General features: G+C 55.7%; 15 protein-coding genes and 1 pseudogene. 8 read left to right on the top strand and 8 right to left on the bottom strand.

Annotation, left to right across the window (positions count from 1 at the left end):
- Positions 1-101: 101 nt before the first annotated feature.
- Positions 102-1,280 carry an NAD(P)/FAD-dependent oxidoreductase gene (locus GIW04_RS02425; RefSeq protein WP_120247566.1) on the top strand — a complete coding sequence of 393 codons (1,179 nt, stop codon included), beginning with the start codon at positions 102-104 and terminating at the stop codon, positions 1,278-1,280.
- 201 nt (positions 1,281-1,481) lie between these two features.
- Entirely contained in the window at positions 1,482-3,665 is a 2,184-nt protein-coding gene (gene yccS / locus GIW04_RS02420) for a YccS family putative transporter (RefSeq protein ID WP_044271848.1), read from the top strand.
- A gap of 106 nt (positions 3,666-3,771) precedes the next feature.
- Here yccS and GIW04_RS02415 read toward each other — a convergent pair whose 3' ends face one another.
- Entirely contained in the window at positions 3,772-4,509 is a 738-nt protein-coding gene (locus GIW04_RS02415) for a substrate-binding periplasmic protein (protein ID WP_120247521.1), read from the bottom strand.
- A 197-nt stretch (positions 4,510-4,706) separates the two neighbouring features.
- On the opposite strand from GIW04_RS02415, the gene GIW04_RS02410 reads away from it, so the two are divergent.
- Positions 4,707-5,159, top strand: a complete 453-nt coding sequence (locus tag GIW04_RS02410; RefSeq protein WP_120247520.1) for a GNAT family N-acetyltransferase — start codon at positions 4,707-4,709, stop codon at positions 5,157-5,159.
- Positions 5,160-5,256: 97 nt separating this feature from the next.
- Here GIW04_RS02410 and GIW04_RS02405 read toward each other — a convergent pair whose 3' ends face one another.
- From GIW04_RS02405 to GIW04_RS02395, 3 genes are read right to left on the bottom strand one after another with little or no spacing between them, the layout of a single operon-like run.
- Complete coding sequence (locus tag GIW04_RS02405; protein WP_003194940.1) at positions 5,257-5,553, bottom strand: winged helix-turn-helix domain-containing protein; 297 nt, start codon at positions 5,551-5,553, stop codon at positions 5,257-5,259.
- Positions 5,554-5,570: 17 nt separating this feature from the next.
- Positions 5,571-6,071, bottom strand: coding sequence for a M48 metallopeptidase family protein (locus GIW04_RS02400; RefSeq protein WP_003194942.1), 501 nt, complete (start codon positions 6,069-6,071; stop codon positions 5,571-5,573).
- Between the two features lie 42 nt (positions 6,072-6,113).
- Positions 6,114-8,219 (bottom strand): putative bifunctional diguanylate cyclase/phosphodiesterase, encoded by a 2,106-nt coding sequence (locus GIW04_RS02395; RefSeq protein ID WP_120247519.1) that lies wholly within the window; start codon positions 8,217-8,219, stop codon positions 6,114-6,116.
- A 312-nt stretch (positions 8,220-8,531) separates the two neighbouring features.
- Here GIW04_RS02395 and GIW04_RS02390 point away from each other — a divergent pair, with 312 nt between their 5' ends.
- A complete protein-coding gene (locus tag GIW04_RS02390; RefSeq protein ID WP_003194947.1) occupies positions 8,532-9,197 on the top strand; it encodes a polysaccharide lyase family 7 protein in 666 nt (221 codons plus the stop codon).
- 473 nt (positions 9,198-9,670) lie between these two features.
- Positions 9,671-9,964: a hypothetical protein gene (locus GIW04_RS02385; protein ID WP_034133962.1), complete on the top strand. Its 294-nt coding sequence runs from the start codon at positions 9,671-9,673 to the stop codon at positions 9,962-9,964.
- Between the two features lie 59 nt (positions 9,965-10,023).
- Here the strand turns inward: GIW04_RS02385 and GIW04_RS02380 are convergent.
- A pseudogene (locus GIW04_RS02380) lies at positions 10,024-10,170 on the bottom strand (fructose-1,6-bisphosphate aldolase); the annotation flags it as partial.
- Between the two features lie 636 nt (positions 10,171-10,806).
- Here GIW04_RS02380 and GIW04_RS02375 point away from each other — a divergent pair.
- From GIW04_RS02375 to GIW04_RS02365, 3 genes are read left to right on the top strand one after another with little or no spacing between them, the layout of a single operon-like run.
- On the top strand, positions 10,807-11,883 hold the full coding sequence (locus GIW04_RS02375; RefSeq protein WP_078468109.1) for a SagB family peptide dehydrogenase: 1,077 nt from the start codon (positions 10,807-10,809) through the stop codon (positions 11,881-11,883).
- A 13-nt stretch (positions 11,884-11,896) separates the two neighbouring features.
- Positions 11,897-13,495 (top strand): carbamoyltransferase C-terminal domain-containing protein, encoded by a 1,599-nt coding sequence (locus GIW04_RS02370; protein ID WP_080765509.1) that lies wholly within the window; start codon positions 11,897-11,899, stop codon positions 13,493-13,495.
- Entirely contained in the window at positions 13,482-14,699 is a 1,218-nt protein-coding gene (locus GIW04_RS02365; protein ID WP_232964672.1) for an MFS transporter, read from the top strand. Before GIW04_RS02370 ends, GIW04_RS02365 begins: the two co-directional genes overlap by 14 nt.
- Before the next feature lie 109 nt (positions 14,700-14,808).
- On the opposite strand, the gene fba is transcribed toward GIW04_RS02365, so the two are convergent.
- The 3 genes from fba to GIW04_RS02350 form a co-directional block, all read right to left on the bottom strand.
- On the bottom strand, positions 14,809-15,873 hold the full coding sequence (fba, locus tag GIW04_RS02360) for a class II fructose-bisphosphate aldolase (protein ID WP_003177554.1): 1,065 nt from the start codon (positions 15,871-15,873) through the stop codon (positions 14,809-14,811).
- 276 nt (positions 15,874-16,149) lie between these two features.
- Positions 16,150-16,482, bottom strand: coding sequence for an MliC family protein (locus GIW04_RS02355; protein WP_034133963.1), 333 nt, complete (start codon positions 16,480-16,482; stop codon positions 16,150-16,152).
- Between the two features lie 61 nt (positions 16,483-16,543).
- Positions 16,544-16,771, bottom strand: coding sequence for a hypothetical protein (locus tag GIW04_RS02350; protein WP_003194953.1), 228 nt, complete (start codon positions 16,769-16,771; stop codon positions 16,544-16,546).
- Between the last annotated feature and the right edge of the window lie 30 nt (positions 16,772-16,801).

Below are 16,801 nucleotides of genomic sequence, written 5' to 3'. Positions count from 1 at the left end.
GCCTGCGATAGCGACGGTGAATCCACTACCGCTATCGCAGGCAAGCCAGCTCCCACAGTGTTGATGGCATTTCAAATCAATAGTTTTGTGAGGACATGGCTGTGCGCTCGACCGAAGTTGTGATCATTGGCGCCGGCGCCGCAGGCTTGATGTGCGCGCTGACCGCCGCCGGGCGTGGGCGTAAGGTGATGTTGATCGACCATGCCAACAAAGCCGGCAAGAAAATCCTGATGTCCGGTGGCGGCCGCTGCAACTTCACCAACATGTACACCGAGCCGGCCAACTTCCTCTCGCACAACGCGCACTTCTGCAAGTCGGCCCTGGCCCGTTACACGCAGTGGGATTTTATCGGGCTGGTGGCCAAGCACGGCGTGCCGTACCACGAGAAGAAACTCGGCCAGCTGTTCTGCGACAACAAGTCCAGCGACATCCTCGGCATGCTGCTCGACGAGTGCATCCAGGCCGGCGTGAGCCTGCACCTGGACACCTCCATCGAGGCCATCGCCAAGCTCGAAAACGGCTATCAACTGCAAACCACCCTGGGTGAACTGCGCTGTGAATCCCTGGTGATCGCCACGGGCGGTTTGTCGATCCCGACGCTGGGCGCCACCGGTTTCGGTTACCAAGTGGCCAAGCAATTCGGCCATGAACTGCTGCCGACCCGCGCCGGGCTGGTGCCGTTCACCATCACCGACCAGCTCAAGGAGTTGTGCGGCGAGCTGTCCGGCACCTCGGTCGACTGCCTGGTCAGCTGCAACGGCCAGAGTTTTCGCGAGAACATCCTGTTCACCCACCGCGGCCTGAGCGGGCCGGCAATTTTGCAGATTTCCTCGTATTGGCACTCCGGCGACACGGTAGAAATCAACCTGCTGCCCGACCACGACGCCCATGCCTGGCTGCAACAGCAACAGGCCGAACACCCCAACAGCGAGTTGAAAACCCTGCTGGGCGAGATCTTCACCAAGAAAATGGCCAATCTGCTGGCTCAAAGCTGGTTCGAATCCAAACCGATGAAGCAGTACACCCACGCTGAAATGGCCGATATCGCGCAAAAGCTGGGGAGCTGGCAACTGGTACCGGCCGGCACCGAGGGTTATCGCACTGCCGAGGTGACATTGGGCGGGGTGGATACTCGGGAAGTGTCGTCCAAGACCATGGAATCACTGAAAAGCCCCGGCCTGTACTTTATCGGCGAAGTGCTGGATGTGACCGGCCACCTGGGCGGGTTCAATTTCCAGTGGGCCTGGGCCTCGGGCTACGCGGCCGCGCAATACGCCTGACTTGCACCTTGAAACGCAATCCCCTGTGGGAGCTGGCTTGCCTGCGATAGCGGCGTTGAATCCCACATCGTTATCGCAGGCAAGCCCACATTGGTTTTGCAGTGTTACTGAACATTTTGCTGTCCGATGTGATCGCCACGCTTGCCGTGGCGTCATTACTGGCTCAATTTAGCGACAACGTCCCGGAAGACTCCAGACTTCATGTCATCGACCTCGTTCAAGCAGTCCATGCGGCGCCTGTGGGCGCTGGATAAATTCAGCTACAGCGTACGGGTGTTCATCGCCCTCACCGGCAGCATGGCGTTGTGTTGGTACCAGGATGAAATGACGCTGCTGATCCCGCTCTTCCTGGGGATTATCGCCAGCGCCCTGGCCGAGACCGATGACAGCTGGCAAGGCCGCCTCAACGCGCTGGCGGTGACACTGGTGTGTTTCAGCATTGCCGCGCTGTCGGTGGAGCTGCTGTTCCCTTACCCCTGGATATTTGCCATCGCCCTGGCCCTGGCCAGTTTCGGCCTGACCATGCTCGGCGCACTGGGCGAACGCTATGGCGCGATTGCCTCGGCCACCTTGATTCTGTCGGTCTACACCATGATCGGCGTGGACCAGCGCGGCGGCGCCGTCACGGATTTCTGGCATGAGCCCCTGCTGCTGGTCGCCGGTGCCGCCTGGTACGGCGCGTTGTCGGTGCTGTGGCAGGCGCTGTTTTCCAACCAGCCGGTGCAGCAGAGCCTGGCTCGATTGTTCCGCGAGCTGGGGCGTTACCTCAAGCTCAAGTCATCGTTGTTCGAACCGATCCGGCAGCTGGATGTAGAAGCGCGGCGCCTGGAGCTGGCCCAGCAAAATGGCCGGGTAGTGGCTGCGCTGAATGCCGCAAAGGAAATCATCCTGCACCGCGTCGGCAATGGGCGTCCGGGCTCGAAGGTCAGTCGCTACCTGAAGCTCTACTTCCTGGCCCAGGACATTCACGAGCGCGCCAGTTCCTCTCACTACCCCTACAACGCCCTCACTGAAGCCTTCTTCCACAGCGATGTGCTATTTCGTTGCCAGCGCTTGCTGCGCCAGCAAGGCAAGGCCTGCCAGACCCTGGCAGAGTCGATCCAACTGCGCCAACCGTTCATCTATGACGATAGCTTTGCCCAAGCCCTGGGCGACCTCAACGCGTCCCTGGAGCACCTGCGCATCCAGAGCAACCCGGCCTGGCGTGGCCTGCTGCGTTCACTGCGCGCCTTGGCGGCCAACCTGTCCACCCTCGACCGCCTGCTGGGCGACGCCAGCAATCCCGATGCCCTGGCCGACGCCACCGACAGCAATCTGCTGGACCGCGCCCCGCGCAACCTCAAGGAAATGTGGACGCGCCTGCGCACCCAACTGACGCCCACCTCGCTGCTGTTTCGCCATGCCCTGCGCCTGTCCCTGGCATTGACCGTCGGCTACGCCACCCTGCACGCCATTCACGCGTCCCAGGGCTACTGGATCATCCTCACCACCCTGTTCGTGTGCCAGCCGAGTTACGGCGCCACCCGGCGCAAACTCGGCCAGCGGATCATCGGCACCGCCATCGGCCTCACCGTGGCCTGGGCGCTGTTCGATCTGTTCCCCAACCCGGTGGTGCAGTCGATGTTCGCTATCGCCGCAGGCCTGGTGTTCTTTATCAACCGCACCACCCGCTACACCCTGGCAACGGCGGCGATCACCCTGATGGTGCTGTTCTGCTTCAACCAGGTGGGCGATGGTTATGGGCTGTTCCTGCCGCGCCTGTTCGATACGTTGCTCGGTAGCCTGATCGCGGGCCTGGCGGTGTTCCTGTTCCTGCCAGACTGGCAAGGCCGACGCTTGAACAAAGTGCTGGCCAACACCCTGACTTGCAACAGCATCTACCTGCGCCAGATCATGCAGCAATACGCCGCCGGCAAGAGCGACGACCTGGCTTACCGCCTGGCCCGCCGCAACGCCCACAACGCCGATGCCGCGCTGTCCACCACGCTGGCCAATATGCTGATGGAGCCGGGGCACTTCCGTAAGGAAGCCGACGTGGGCTTCCGCTTCCTGGTGCTGTCTCACACCTTGCTCAGCTATTTGTCAGGGTTGGGGGCGCATCGCGATACTTCGCTACCGAGCGATGTGCGTGAGCACTTGATCGAAGGCGCGGGCAACAGCCTGGCGGCGAGCATTGATGAGATCGCCACCGGCCTGGCCAACAAACAGTCGATTGCGATACAGAGCGATGCCGAGGAAGCGCTGGCAGCCGAGCTTGAGCAAATGCCCGATGAAATCGACGAAGGGCAGCGGCTGGTACAGACGCAGTTGGCGTTGATTTGCCGGCAGTTGGGGCCGTTGCGTACGTTGGCGGCGCATCTGATCAAAGATACCGGCGCGGCTTAGGCCGCTATCGCAGGCAAGCCAGCTCCCACATTTGACCGAGTTCCAACATAAGAATGCGGGCAAAATGTGGGAGCCGGGCTTGCCCGCGATGAGGCCCGCAAGCACGCTACATCCCATGCGCCTTCATCAACCGCGCATAACTGCCATCAGCCTTCATCCTGGCAATCTCCCGATCAAAACCCGCAACAATCTGCGCATGCTCGGGGTTCTTCAAACTGACCAGAATATGCAGGCTGTTCTCGCTCAACGGCTTGCCCACAAACGCCACGGTATTGCGCACCCGCGGCGACTCCCGAGCCAGGTAATAACGCGCCACGTATTCATCTTCCAGCGTCAACCTCACCCGCCGCGCCGCGAGCATGCGCACCGCCATGGCAAAGTTGTGCACGGGTATTTTCTGTAGCTGGGTGTCTTGATCGAACGCTGCCGAGTAAGCGTAACCGCGCACCACGGCGATGGTCTCGTCGCGCAGTTCGGCCAGGCTCTGATAAACGATGTCATCGTCGCTGCGCTTGAGAAAGCGCACACGGTTAAGCAGGTACTCAGCAGAAAACTGGCCAAACTGCGTGCGGGCCTCGTCGTACCAGGCGTTGATCAGCACATCGTAGCGCCCATCCCCCACGCCCTTGAGCGCACGGGCCCAGGGCACCTGTTCAAAATCACTGGCGTACCCCGCACGGGCCAGGGCCGTGCTGACGATATCCGTGGCCAGGCCGCCATTGATCAAGGTGGCATCAGTGAATGGCGGCCAGCCATCCGCCACCAGACGCAGGCGCTGGGCCAGCACCGGCTGGGCCAGCAACAGCACTGCGATCAAAGCAACGGCACGAGTCAATCGCAGCATGCTCAAAGTCCTTGGCGGGCAGGCGGTGGCCTGATAACAGTAGCTCATCAATAAGCTTGCATTGCAGATTACACAAAGCAGCCAACGGCGCACGCACTGAATGATGGCAAATTGACGCCATTCACACATTTGTCAATTTTAGACAGCGGTGCCCGTCACGCTTACTATCCAGGTACGTCTTTATCAGAGCACACATCATGACGGTTGATTGGGTTTGTAAACATCACAACGACTTGGGCAAGGACCAGCTTTACGCCCTCCTGCGCTTGCGCAGCGAGGTATTCGTCGTCGAGCAGAAATGCGCGTATCAGGACATCGACGGGCAGGACTTGGCGGGTGACACCCATCACCTGATGGCCTGGGAGGACAATGAACTGGTGGCTTACCTGCGCCTGCTGGACCCGGAGTCCCAGGGCGGCGATGTGGTGATTGGCCGCGTTATCGTTTCGCAGGCGGCACGGGGCACCGGGCTGGGGCATCAAATGCTGGAAGAGGCGCTTGAGCGTATTGAGGATATCTGGCCGCAAACGCCAATTTTTCTCTCGGCCCAGGCGCATTTGCAGAAGTATTACGGGCGGTATGGGTTTGTGGTGGCGGGTGAGGAATACCTGGAGGATGATATTCCCCATATTGGTATGCGGCGCCTCTGAGGGCGCCATCGCAGGCAAGCCAGCTCCCACATTGGAACGCATTCAACTGTGGGAGCCGGGCTTGCCCGCGATAGCGTCAGCCCTGCCACCGCTAAACTCAGGGGTAGCCCAACACCTGCTTGATCGACGCCAGGTTGGCCTCGATCCACCCCCGATCAATCGCCCCCCAATCCCGAATCTGATAGCACCCGGCATGGTTACGCGCGCCAATCTCCTGCTCGAACTCACACACAATATCCAGGTCGGCCAACGCCGCAATCGTATCCTGGGCGGTACGCCTAGGCATGCCGGTGGCCTCGGTCAGCGCCGGGACGCTGCTGGCCAGTTGGCTGTCGATCAAGTACGCCACGTACAGGCGGCGGTAGAAGCTGCTTTTGGTCTTGCTCACATCCATGGTCAGTCGCCTTGGGGTTAGGGCTTGCCCTGCAAATCGCGCCAGGTGAGGTACACACGCAGGTCGAATTCCACCTGATGGTAGCCCGGCATCATGTATTGGCAGAGTTTATAGAACGCCTTGTTGTGGTCCGACTCCTTGAAGTGAGCCAGTTCATGTACCACGATCATGCGCAGAAACTCCGGGGCCGCCTCCTTGAACAGCGACGCGATGCGGATCTCTTTCTTGGACTTGAGATTACCGCCCTGCACCCGGGAAATCGTGGTGTGCAAACCCAAGGCACGATGGGTCAGGTCCAGGCGGTTGTCGAACAGCACTTTGTCGATAGACGGCGCGTTACGCAGGTGCTCCTGCTTCAAGGCCAGGGCGTACGCATACAGGGCCTTGTCGCTCTGCACCGCGTGGCGTTCGGGGTAACGCTGTTCCAGGTAAGCACCCAACTGGTCCTTGGCGATCAGTTGGCGCACTTGCTCCTGGAGCGCGGCGGGGTAGGCCTGGAGGTATTTCAACGCGGTCATGGGCTCGGCAACGCAATTGGGACGGCCGCCAGTGTAGCGAATTCAAAGCGCGCGAGGGTACGACCAGCCGGCAACGTCTTCGGCCATCAACGGCAGCGCCGCCCACGGCCCCTGGATATACGCGCAGCCATTGGCCTTTAGCCACTGTGTTTGCGCAAGGGTCTCCACGCCTTCGGCGATCACCAGCACACCAAAATGCTCACACAGCTGGATGATGCTGCCCGCCATCGCCGCATCCCGCGCCGAGCCAGGCAGGCGCGCCACCAGTTGAGGGTCAAGCTTGAGGGTATCGAACTTGAGGTCGCGCAAATGAGCCAGGGAGCACTGGCCGCAGCCAAAGTCGTCCAGGGCAATCCGCACCCCGATCCGGCGCAGTAACTGGAGTTGCTTGGTAGACTCTGCAAGATTACTCATCAAGCAGTCCTCGCCGATTTCCACCTCCAGTTGCCGCCCCTCTAACCCATGCCGCTCCAGCATCTGCTGCAGTTGGTTAGCCAGGTTGGGCATGTTGAACTGGCTGCTGCTCAGGCTCACGCTCAACACCAGGTCGGGGTCGAAGGTAGCTTGCCAAGCCTGGCGCTGGGCGGCGACTTGCTGGTAGATCCAGGCACTCAACTGGTTGATCAACCGCGCCTCTTCCAGCAGCGGCAAGAACAGGCCCGGCGGCACATCACCGACGCTGGGATGCTGCCAGCGTAACAGCGCCTCGACGCCGCGCAAACGCCCGTCTTCCAGGGAGACTTGGGGCTGGTACACCAAGGTGAAATCCTTGTTGGCAATGGCGGTACGCACACTGTCTTCCAGCATCAGCCGCGAGCGGGCGCGGCCGTTCATTTCCTGGTCGTAGTAACGATACTGCTGACGGCCGGCGCGCTTGGCTTCGTACATGGCAATATCCGCCGCCCGCAGCAGGCCGCTCAAGTCCGAGCCGCAATCCGGGAAGGTCGCGATGCCGATACTGACCCCAAGCATCACCTCCAACCCATCGACCTGCTGGCACACAGATACCCGTTCGATGAGCTTTTCCGCGATCTTCGCGGCCTGCTCGGGAAACTCCAGCTCCAGCAACGCGGTGAACTCATCCCCGCCCATGCGCCCCAGAATGTCGTAGGAACGCAGGCACGCCTGCATTTGCTCCGAGACCCAACGCAACACACGATCCCCGGCGTCATGGCCCAGCGTATCGTTGACCCGCTTGAAGCCATCCAGGTCCAGGTACAGCAATACCAGCGCCTGCTCGCTACGTTCGCTGCGCAGCAAGGTGTTCTCCATCGCCTGATGGAAACCACGCCGGTTCAACAGCCCGGTCAGCGGGTCGGTCACGGCCTGGAATTCCAGTTGCTGGTGCAGGTGCCTTACTTCAGACATGTCCAGCACCGTCACCACCATCGCCTTCTGCTCGGCAGGCAAGGGCGCACAGGACAACGCCACGGGCACCTGCTGGCCCCGACCGGTGCGCAAAATGGCATCGTGCTGGCGCCACGTCTCGCCCCGGCGATACGCCTCGTACATGGGAAAGCCCAACCAGGCTGGCACATGGGGCTTTTGCAGGAAACTGAGGAAACTCTCGCCCTGCAACTCAGCCATCGTTGCATTCAACAGCCGGGAAATGGCCGGGTTGGCGTACTCGATCACACTGGCTTCGCTCACCACCAAAATGCCCTCGGCGGCGTTATCCAGCACCGAGGCATTAAACGCGCGGGCCAACTCCAGGTCATGGCTCAGGCGCTGCAAGGCACGGCGATTGCGCTGGTGCTCCAGCAACGCCTGCACCTTGGGCTTAAGGATATGCGGGTCAAAGGGCTTGAACAGGTAGTCGATCGCCCCGCTGGCGTAGCCTTCAAGTACTGCGTCGGGGGAATGGGCGGTGGCGGTCAGAAAGATAATCGGCGTCATGCGCGTGCGCTGGTTGCCGCGCATCAGGCGTGCGACCTCGAAACCGTCCATGCCCGGCATGCGCACGTCCAGCAGCACCAGGTCGACGTCATGGGCCAGCAGTAACTCCAGGGCCTCCAGGCCAGACGCGGCGGTGATCACCCGCCAATCGTCACGCTGCAACAGCGCACGCATGCTGACGAGGTTTTCCGGGTAGTCATCGACCACCAACAGAACCGAAATTGCATCGTCGTGTTGTGGAGCGCCATCCATGCTACGTCTCTTCCTTAGGGAGCTACACCGGTCACTTTTGTTACAAAGGCCGGATAAACACTGAGGGCTCACTCTAGCCGTGGTTCTAAAAAAGCAGAAGTGACGTGGGGGCCATCATTGTGCCAAAGGCCAGGAAGCCGACTAACGGTAAGGCCCTGTAGCCCGCGGTTCACGGGCAACATGGCTTTTTGACATTTCGCTGACGCCAATAAATTGCCAGCAATTGTTTAACAATCTCACCAGCACCGCCTATAAAGAACCTGGAAGGCCCTTTGGGCCAATGCCTTCACCCTCTGTAAAAAGGCCAACGCCATGATCGACCTTTCCACCTGGAACCTGAGCATTCCGGTCGGCTCCCCACCCACAACCATTGAAACGCCAAGGCTGCTGAGCGGCTTCAACGATCAATACTTCCAGGCCGAAGGCAGCGACGTGCAGTTCTGGACACCTGTGACGGGCTCGCGCACCGAAAACGCCATCTACCCCCGCAGCGAACTGCGCGAAACCTACGCCGACGGCCGCCTGCGTAACTGGACCTACCCCGAGGCCGACAACTTCCTGCGCGCCACCCTCACCGTCAACCAGGTGCCCTCCTCCGGCAAGATCGTGATCGGCCAGATCCACGCCTACGACAGCCAGAAACCGCTGATCAAGCTCGAGTACCAATTCAAGGAGAAAACCCAGACCGGCAACATCGTCGCCAAAGTGCGCATGCGCCCGGACGAGGCCGAAAGTCAGGTGATCATTGTCGCCTCCAATGTGCCACTGCAGAAGAGCTTCACCTATGTGATCAACCTCAACAAAGCCGGGCTGCTCAGCGTGTATGCCGCCGACAGCGAGTGGAATGAACGGATTGGCGCGGCCTGGGGCGACAAGCCGTTGTACTTCAAGGCGGGGGTGTATGTGCAGGACAATACGGGCGACACCAATGAGGGTGCGCGGGTGACGTTTGCGAAGTTGGATATTGATCATGAGTGAATCGTCCCGCGATGCGCAGGATTTTTCCCGGATAAATCTCACACCTTAAACACCCCGCAGCCCCCTGTGGGAGCCGGGCTTGCCCGCGATGACGGCGCATCAGCCACTCTCCTCGGTGCCTGACACACCGCCATCGCGGGCAAGCCCAGCTCCCACATTGATTGTGCGTCAGCTCAAGGTGCGGTGTGGGTCCTACAGCACCGTTGCGACAAGCCACATCGCCGCTTATAGTTCGCCCCGTCGCCGGCATTGATCGGCGATAGGGTTTCGCAGCCCTACAGAGTTAAAACCGCACCCGTCAAAAACAACCCCGGTACTCTTGCCGAAGGTCGTCTTTGTTATGGCGGCTGTGCGTGGGAGACCTTCGGGTCTGCCGGGTCTTAACTCCTCGGTCTGCGAACCCGCGTACAGCTGCCACCCAATTTGTTTCGCAGCAAACGGTGGTCATTCTTCTCTCGAGTTAAGGATTCACCATGACCCAACAGCTACCACCCCGTCGCTTCACTCCTTGCACCGAAACCGCCACCGACTACCCCGTGCTGTTGATCGACAGCGAAGCCCCACTGCTCGACCTCCACGCCTGCCTGCGCGAACGTCTCAACGCGGCTCTGGAACACCTGAACCTGATGGCCTGCTCCAGCCTGCCGGACTTCGCCGAGCGCGACCTGAACAACGTAGCTAATACCGCACGCATCCTCGTGCAGGATGTGAGTGATGTGTTTCGAGTCATTGAACACCGTGGTTTCGGCGCTTCATCTGCAAGTTGATTAAATGGTGTCCATAAAAAAGCCCGCATCGCTGCGGGCTTTTTATTAACACTTGAGGCTCAGCTCACCTTAGCGTTCAACTCACCTTTCAAATACCGCTGATACATCGCTTCCAACGAGATCGGCTTGATCTACAAAGAATTGCCCCCCGTACCGAACGCTTCATAACCCGTGATAGAGCAATCACGCATGGAGCTCTCGGTTGCAAGGGAAAATCACAGATGCGGGTCAGTATCAACGTAAGCACTCTATACGCCGCGCCTAGCGTCCTCGACTAAACGCTTATAGCGCTGAGCACCCGCGAAGAAAAACATGTGCCCACAACGGCTACGAAACCTTCGGCTTTTATGCAACAGGATATTACGGCCTCGTATACAAATTAGTGCTTTTAGAAATCAACGGGGAAGCGAAATGTAGGAAATACCAATCAGAACGATCCGATAACCTCATGGACAAATACACAAAAATTCGACTGAGAACAATACCGCTCAAGAAAACAAAATTGACAATCTCAATAGGCGCTCATACGGTTTAATTGCATCGCACATCTGCGAAGGCAACAACCCTGAGGAACTATATTATGAAACGAGTAACTATAGAACCGACGCTCAACAATCAATCAAACGACGCGTACCAGACCCCTCACTTCTCAATTAAAACGGTGACTGTACCCCACTACGCATTCGTTCCAAACTGTAAGGATCGAATTATTGAAGCTTCTGCTGACAGTAGAAAACTAGAAATTAAATAATCATTTACCGCCTGGGCTTCGGCCCAGGCAGCTCATAAAAATGAATCTCGCTAAATGAATTTCACCAAACCTAATAGGTGCTTAGGCGGCTATGTGTACTGCGAAGAAAAAATGGCTCTCAAACGACATATTTCTTGTACTTAAAGATGGTGAGGCTTACTTGTGGGACTATAGAAACCACGCTCAATACCAGATAAGTGCTGGGGAGTTTGAGCGGTTAGTGAGTTTTTCTGCAGGCGATTTCGTATCAGACACAGACGATGACATATCCATAGACACATCCGGGGTCCTTCATGACGTGAAACCAACCGATGAATGGGGTTGGGACGTGTTATCAAAAATATTCCACATTGGGACATCTCATCCGAATTCGCCAGCCCCTGACAAGCCTGAAATGTACATTGAATACGCTAAAAGCTACTTGAATTTCTGCAAGTCAATCCATAAGAATGAACCAGATATTTCTTTAATAAAAGGAGGCGAAAAAACACTACTGCCACCTCCAAACATTTCAGTCATTAAAGAAGCGAGTCTATGGGAAACCCTTTTGGCGCGTCATACTTGTAGAGATTTTTTTGACACTTCAGTACCAGTATTGTCACTAGCAACCATACTTTATGGAACTTTAGCAGATAAAAAAGAGGTCGATTACGACGCTCCGACTGGCGCTCAAAAGTTCGGATTCAGAAGGACGTCACCTTCGGCGGGAGGCTTACAGGCGACGGAGGGCTATGTATGGGTACGGAATGTCGAGGATCTTGCACCCGGCATTTATCATTATATAAGTGAACAGCACACGCTGGAGAAAGTACGCGACCTTCCGCCTGAAGTAATATCTACTTATTTATGCGGCCAGCACTGGGCAAACAACTTGGCATTCGCAATTTTTTTCACCTCTCGTTTTGACAAGCTTTGGTGGAAATACCCTCACTCTCGTGCCTATCGTCCAATGCTGCTGGACGTCGGACATCTATCACAAACTGCAAATTTGTTAATCACCGCGCTTGGCTTACATCCTTGGTTGACCGGATACTTTCATGACAAAGAGATAAATGAACTCTTAAAGGTAAACCTTCCCTCGGAGCAAGTCATCTTTTTGGTGGGTGCAGGGCATGGCACGGGTAGCTCGTACACCACCGAAGTTAGGAAACTACTAGACGGAGTCTGATGAGGTGCTGACTATGGTCAATTTTGAAAATGATGACAGTGTAATCCTTGGCCTTAAAGATGGACATGACGGAGCGGTAGCTCTAATTATCGGTAACCACTTGGAGTTTTCTGTAGAAGCAGAAAAGGATAACGGTCTTCGCTTTTCAAGCGTGACACCTGACGTACTTTTGAAAATTTTTCACATGTTCAACAAACCCGTGGACATAGTAGCTCAGAGTGGTTGGAGTAGAGGACAGAGTTCAGAAAGTGACACCATTGGTGCAGGTTATTCTGGATTAACGCAGATTCTTAACCAAAAACGATCAATATTTGGTCGCGACATTACTTATTTCTCATCCTCCCATGAACGCTCACATCTTTTATGCGGATATGGGCTTTCGCCATTCCCACAAGGACAACCTTGCTACGCATTACTTTGGGAGGGTTATTTTGGTGCATTCTATCGAATCGATGAAAACGTAAATATTTCTAAATTAGGTAGTGCACTTGAAAACCCTGGGGACAGATTTGCTTTTCTATACGCGCTCGCAGATCCCACTTTTAATCTTGGGGCGGGGCAAATTCGTTTAAGTGATGCCGGAAAACTCATGGCGCTCGCCGCTTATGGCGAAAACGGTGAGATCGATGAGGACGCCAGACACATAATAGCGACGCTACTCGACGAGAACACGAATTTTAGAAAGCTTCACAAGCGCCAATTTCGTAAAAGCAAATATTACAATATTGGAATTGAAAACCCTCGACTCGCATCGCTTGCACACCAATTTTCAAACGCAATTTTCAATCTGTTTCGCGACTTTGTTCAGCCGCTAGTTTTTGATGACGCACCTTTATTAATTGTGGGTGGCTGTGGATTAAATTGTGACTGGAATACCAAATGGAAAGAGACACAACTATTCCCTGATGTATTTATTCCTCCGTGCACAAACGACAGTGGATCTGCAATTGGAACTGCGATTGATGCATTATTGCACACCAAAGGACTTGCCAAGATAACTTGGTCGCCCTATGCAGGTGAGCCATCACAGATTGACACAGATAATACAGGCACCTTCATTAGTGAACCCTATGATATACGGCGTGTTGCACAATTGCTTCATGACGGTTCCATATTAGGTTGGGTGCAGGGTAGATATGAAATGGGGCCTAGAGCCCTAGGGAATCGCTCAATATTGGCGGCGCCCTACCCTAGAGAAAATCTCATTAGATTGAATAAAATCAAGCAGCGCGAAGGGTTTCGACCTATTGCGCCGATATGTTTAGAAGAATGTATGGGTGAATACTTCCACCCGTCTACTCCCTCCCCCTTCATGCTAGAGTTTCGTAGAGTAATTTCATCTAAAATTCCGGCGGTCACGCACGTTGATAACTCAGCGCGTCCTCAATCAGTCAATAAATCGCAAAATCCTCGTATGTATCAATTACTGAGTGCCTATCGTGACATTTCAGGGGTCGGTGTACTTTGTAACACTTCCCTGAATTTTAACGGTCGCGGTTTTATTAATAGGTTGAGCGACCTTTGTCGATTTGCCAGCGAACATCAACTCGACGGCTTCGTATTTGAAGACAAATTTTTTCTCAATTCAGATCGGCATGATGAAAACATCTAGCAAGCTTATTTATGTGCAAGCGCTATCCAGCCTCTCATTATGGCTTGATATTTTTTTGATCTTCACGGTTCCCGTTTATATATGGCATGCCTCTCCTTCATCGATAGCATTCTTGGCTTTTTGTCTGGGTGCACCAATGTTGTTTCTTGGCCCTATCATTGGAACACTGATAGATCGACATGACGTCAGGAAAACACTATTATTAGGTGCCTTGCTGCGCACACTATCTACTGTAGCGCTAGCAGTGTCTCCAGACCTTCAGAGTTTTTTGTTTTTCGTTTTATTCAAAGGCGTATCAAACTTATTCTACTTTCCTTCGATGACCATCGCGGTTCGAAAACTGATACTTGCCGAAGAGCGTAAATCTTTTTTCAGTCACGTCAGTGTATTTGATCAATTTTCAAAAATTCTCGCCCCATTACTTGCAGGTGCGTTAGCGGTAGTATTGCCACCCAAGGATTTATTCTTTTTATCTGCTGCCGCCGTTTTATTAACCATTCCATTCCTAAAGTCTATTTGCCGGGCATTCCGAACGCAAATGAATGACTCCTCTACGAAAATCCTTCCACTCTATCGTGACATAACTAGAGGGTTTTCTATATTCAATGCCCTGCCCTTTCAACTCCGCATAGGCTTTTTGTACTCCCTACTGACATCGCTTGCGTTAGGAATTTACGACCCACATTTGGCGTCCTTTCTAGCCTACGAAGCTTTACCTCCAGTCAGTTTTTCAGTGATCGTTTCCGCGACAGCCGCAGGCGCGATATGTGCCGCGCTGCTGATGAAGTTAAAGCTGAGCAATATCGATGAGATTCTACTTCGATCACATGCATTAGTTATTTTCTCTACAGCATTAATCCTGACGGCAATTTTAGTATTTTTTCAAGTACCTGGAAGAGCCTATCTCTATCCGCTGGTTTGGTTTGTGAATGGTTTCAGCTATGAGCTTTTAATCATTTCCTCAAACATAATCCTTCAACAGTTATGCCCTCCTGACAATATTGGAAGAGTGTCCATGTCTTTCAGAAGCGTCCAAATGCTCTGTATTATAATTGGGCCGTCATTAGGGACAATATTAATAATCGCGGCAGGTCGCTCAGCACCTTTCGTTGCGGCCGCATGCATGGCTTTTTTAACTGCATCAGTGTCAATTGCGGTCTATTTATATCTGTACAAAAAACAAGCACGCACACCTGTCAGTTAGTGCAGCATCGAACGATGGCCCGGTGACTCTCCTAACACTTAAAGTTGCCAATTCAAGTCCACAAAAAAGCCCGCATCACTGCGGGCTTCTTTAGTTAAACGCTTGAGACTCAGTTCACCTTAGCGTTCAACTCACCTTTCAAATACCGCTGGTACATCGCCTCCAACGAGATCGGCTTGATCTTCGAAGCATTACCCGCAGTACCAAACGCTTCATACCGTGCGATACACACATCACGCATCGCCGTCACAGTGGCGCCGAAGAATTTACGCGGGTCGAACTCGCTCGGGTTGGTGGCCATCAGGCGACGCATCGCACCGGTGGACGCCAGGCGCAGGTCGGTGTCGATGTTGACCTTGCGCACGCCGTACTTGATGCCTTCGACGATTTCTTCAACCGGTACGCCGTAGGTTTCTTTGATGTCGCCGCCGTACTGGTTGATGATCGCCAGCCACTCTTGCGGTACCGAGGAAGAACCGTGCATCACCAGGTGGGTGTTGGGGATGCGCTTGTGGATTTCCTTGATGCGGTCGATGGCCAGCACGTCGCCAGTAGGTGGCTTGGTGAACTTGTAGGCGCCGTGGCTGGTGCCGATGGCGATGGCCAGGGCGTCGACCTGGGTTTTCTTGACGAAGTCGGCGGCTTCTTCCGGGTCGGTCAGCATCTGGCTGTGATCCAGCACGCCTTCGGCGCCGATGCCGTCTTCTTCGCCGGCCATGCCGGTTTCCAGCGAACCCAGGCAGCCCAGCTCGCCTTCAACCGATACGCCGCAGGCGTGGGCCATGGCCACGGTTTGTTGGGTCACGCGTACGTTGTACTCGTAGTCGGTTGGGGTCTTGCCGTCTTCGCCGAGGGAGCCGTCCATCATTACCGAGCTGAAGCCCAGTTGGATCGAGCGCTGGCACACGTCAGGGCTGGTGCCGTGGTCCTGGTGCATGCACACCGGGATGTGCGGGAATTCTTCGATCGCGGCGAGGATCAGGTGACGCAGGAACGGGGCGCCGGCGTATTTGCGCGCGCCGGCCGAAGCCTGGACGATCACTGGGGAGTCGGTCTTGTCAGCGGCTTCCATGATGGCGCGCATCTGCTCAAGGTTGTTGACGTTAAAGGCTGGGACGCCGTAGCCGAACTCGGCTGCGTGGTCCAGCATTTGACGCATGCTGATAAGTGCCATTGTGTTGTCTCTCCCGGTCGAGGGTCGTTAATCGTGCAAGCCTGCCGTAGCGGCGGCTGCTATTCAAGTTATTGCAGATCAAGGGGTTGAGCCTTGTGCTGCTGAATCGTTATTGCTGGTGTGGCTTAGCGCTTGTGCCACTGTGAAACAGGTCAATGTGGGAGCTGGCTTGCCTGCGATGGCGCAGAGCCAGTCGATATTGGCTTTGCTGACCCACCGCAATCGCAGGCAAGCCAGCTCCCACATTTTGATCTCATTGGACTTCAGATCGTATTCTCACTGGGCTTTGCAGCCGCGCCCAATCAAATCATCTGTCGCCACCCAGTAAACCAGGCCTTCCTCACCTTTGGTGTGAAACGCCAATTGGCCGTCGCTATACAGCACGCCGGAGGCGGCTACCTCTTGCTTGAGCCGGTAAACCTGGTCCGAACCGCCGAGGCGTACATCCACTTCGGAGCGGGCCGGGTTGGCAAAGCGCCAGTTGACCTCGGCCTTGCTGTCGCAGGTCCAGGTGGTCCATTTGTCGGCAGGTTCTGCCTTGTCGAACAGGTTCATGCTGCTGCAGCCGGCCAACAGAGCCAGGGCTGCCAGGGCGAAAACGCCTTTCATTGCCAATCCTCGCAGGGCGGTCTATGGGCCGCCGTTGCTGTCGGTTAATGGATCAGACCCGTCATGGGCAACCCTGTTCCTGACCGTTTGGCGCGGAGTCGTATTTCTCCAACCGTTCGTTGCCGATGCGCTTGTTGATCACCGGCATGGTCTCGGCTTGCCAGTCAGCCTGGTAACAGCTTTTTCTCAACGGTGCCTTGGCGTTATCCGCCTCGGGCGCCGCGCTGGGTGTGCTGCCGCAGCCGGCCAACAGGCCCGCTGCAATCACCAGTGCCAACGACTTGATCATGGGAACGCTCCTTTTCCTGATCACGCGAGC

Origin of the sequence: Pseudomonas sp. PA-4-8C (assembly GCF_021606625.1) — a bacterium.
Lineage (GTDB): Bacteria > Pseudomonadota > Gammaproteobacteria > Pseudomonadales > Pseudomonadaceae > Aquipseudomonas > Aquipseudomonas lactis.
Note: the sequence above shows the minus strand (reverse complement) of the source record. Positions and strands in the feature narration are given on the sequence as shown.

What these genes read in the sequence shown, in the direction of transcription:
- GIW04_RS02370 (WP_080765509.1), top strand. Translation starts at nt 11,897, where the DNA reads ATGGTCAATTTTGAAAATGATGACAGTGTAATCCTTGGCCTTAAAGAT.
- GIW04_RS02350 (WP_003194953.1), bottom strand. Translation starts at nt 16,771, where the DNA reads ATGATCAAGTCGTTGGCACTGGTGATTGCAGCGGGCCTGTTGGCCGGC.
- GIW04_RS02395 (WP_120247519.1), bottom strand. Translation starts at nt 8,219, where the DNA reads ATGGATGGCGCTCCACAACACGACGATGCAATTTCGGTTCTGTTGGTG.
- GIW04_RS02415 (WP_120247521.1), bottom strand. Translation starts at nt 4,509, where the DNA reads ATGCTGCGATTGACTCGTGCCGTTGCTTTGATCGCAGTGCTGTTGCTG.
- GIW04_RS02355 (WP_034133963.1), bottom strand. Translation starts at nt 16,482, where the DNA reads ATGAAAGGCGTTTTCGCCCTGGCAGCCCTGGCTCTGTTGGCCGGCTGC.
- GIW04_RS02365 (WP_232964672.1), top strand. Translation starts at nt 13,482, where the DNA reads ATGAAAACATCTAGCAAGCTTATTTATGTGCAAGCGCTATCCAGCCTC.
- GIW04_RS02375 (WP_078468109.1), top strand. Translation starts at nt 10,807, where the DNA reads ATGTGTACTGCGAAGAAAAAATGGCTCTCAAACGACATATTTCTTGTA.
- GIW04_RS02405 (WP_003194940.1), bottom strand. Translation starts at nt 5,553, where the DNA reads ATGGATGTGAGCAAGACCAAAAGCAGCTTCTACCGCCGCCTGTACGTG.
- GIW04_RS02390 (WP_003194947.1), top strand. Translation starts at nt 8,532, where the DNA reads ATGATCGACCTTTCCACCTGGAACCTGAGCATTCCGGTCGGCTCCCCA.
- yccS (WP_044271848.1), top strand. Translation starts at nt 1,482, where the DNA reads ATGTCATCGACCTCGTTCAAGCAGTCCATGCGGCGCCTGTGGGCGCTG.
- fba (WP_003177554.1), bottom strand. Translation starts at nt 15,873, where the DNA reads ATGGCACTTATCAGCATGCGTCAAATGCTGGACCACGCAGCCGAGTTC.
- GIW04_RS02385 (WP_034133962.1), top strand. Translation starts at nt 9,671, where the DNA reads ATGACCCAACAGCTACCACCCCGTCGCTTCACTCCTTGCACCGAAACC.
- GIW04_RS02410 (WP_120247520.1), top strand. Translation starts at nt 4,707, where the DNA reads ATGACGGTTGATTGGGTTTGTAAACATCACAACGACTTGGGCAAGGAC.
- GIW04_RS02400 (WP_003194942.1), bottom strand. Translation starts at nt 6,071, where the DNA reads ATGACCGCGTTGAAATACCTCCAGGCCTACCCCGCCGCGCTCCAGGAG.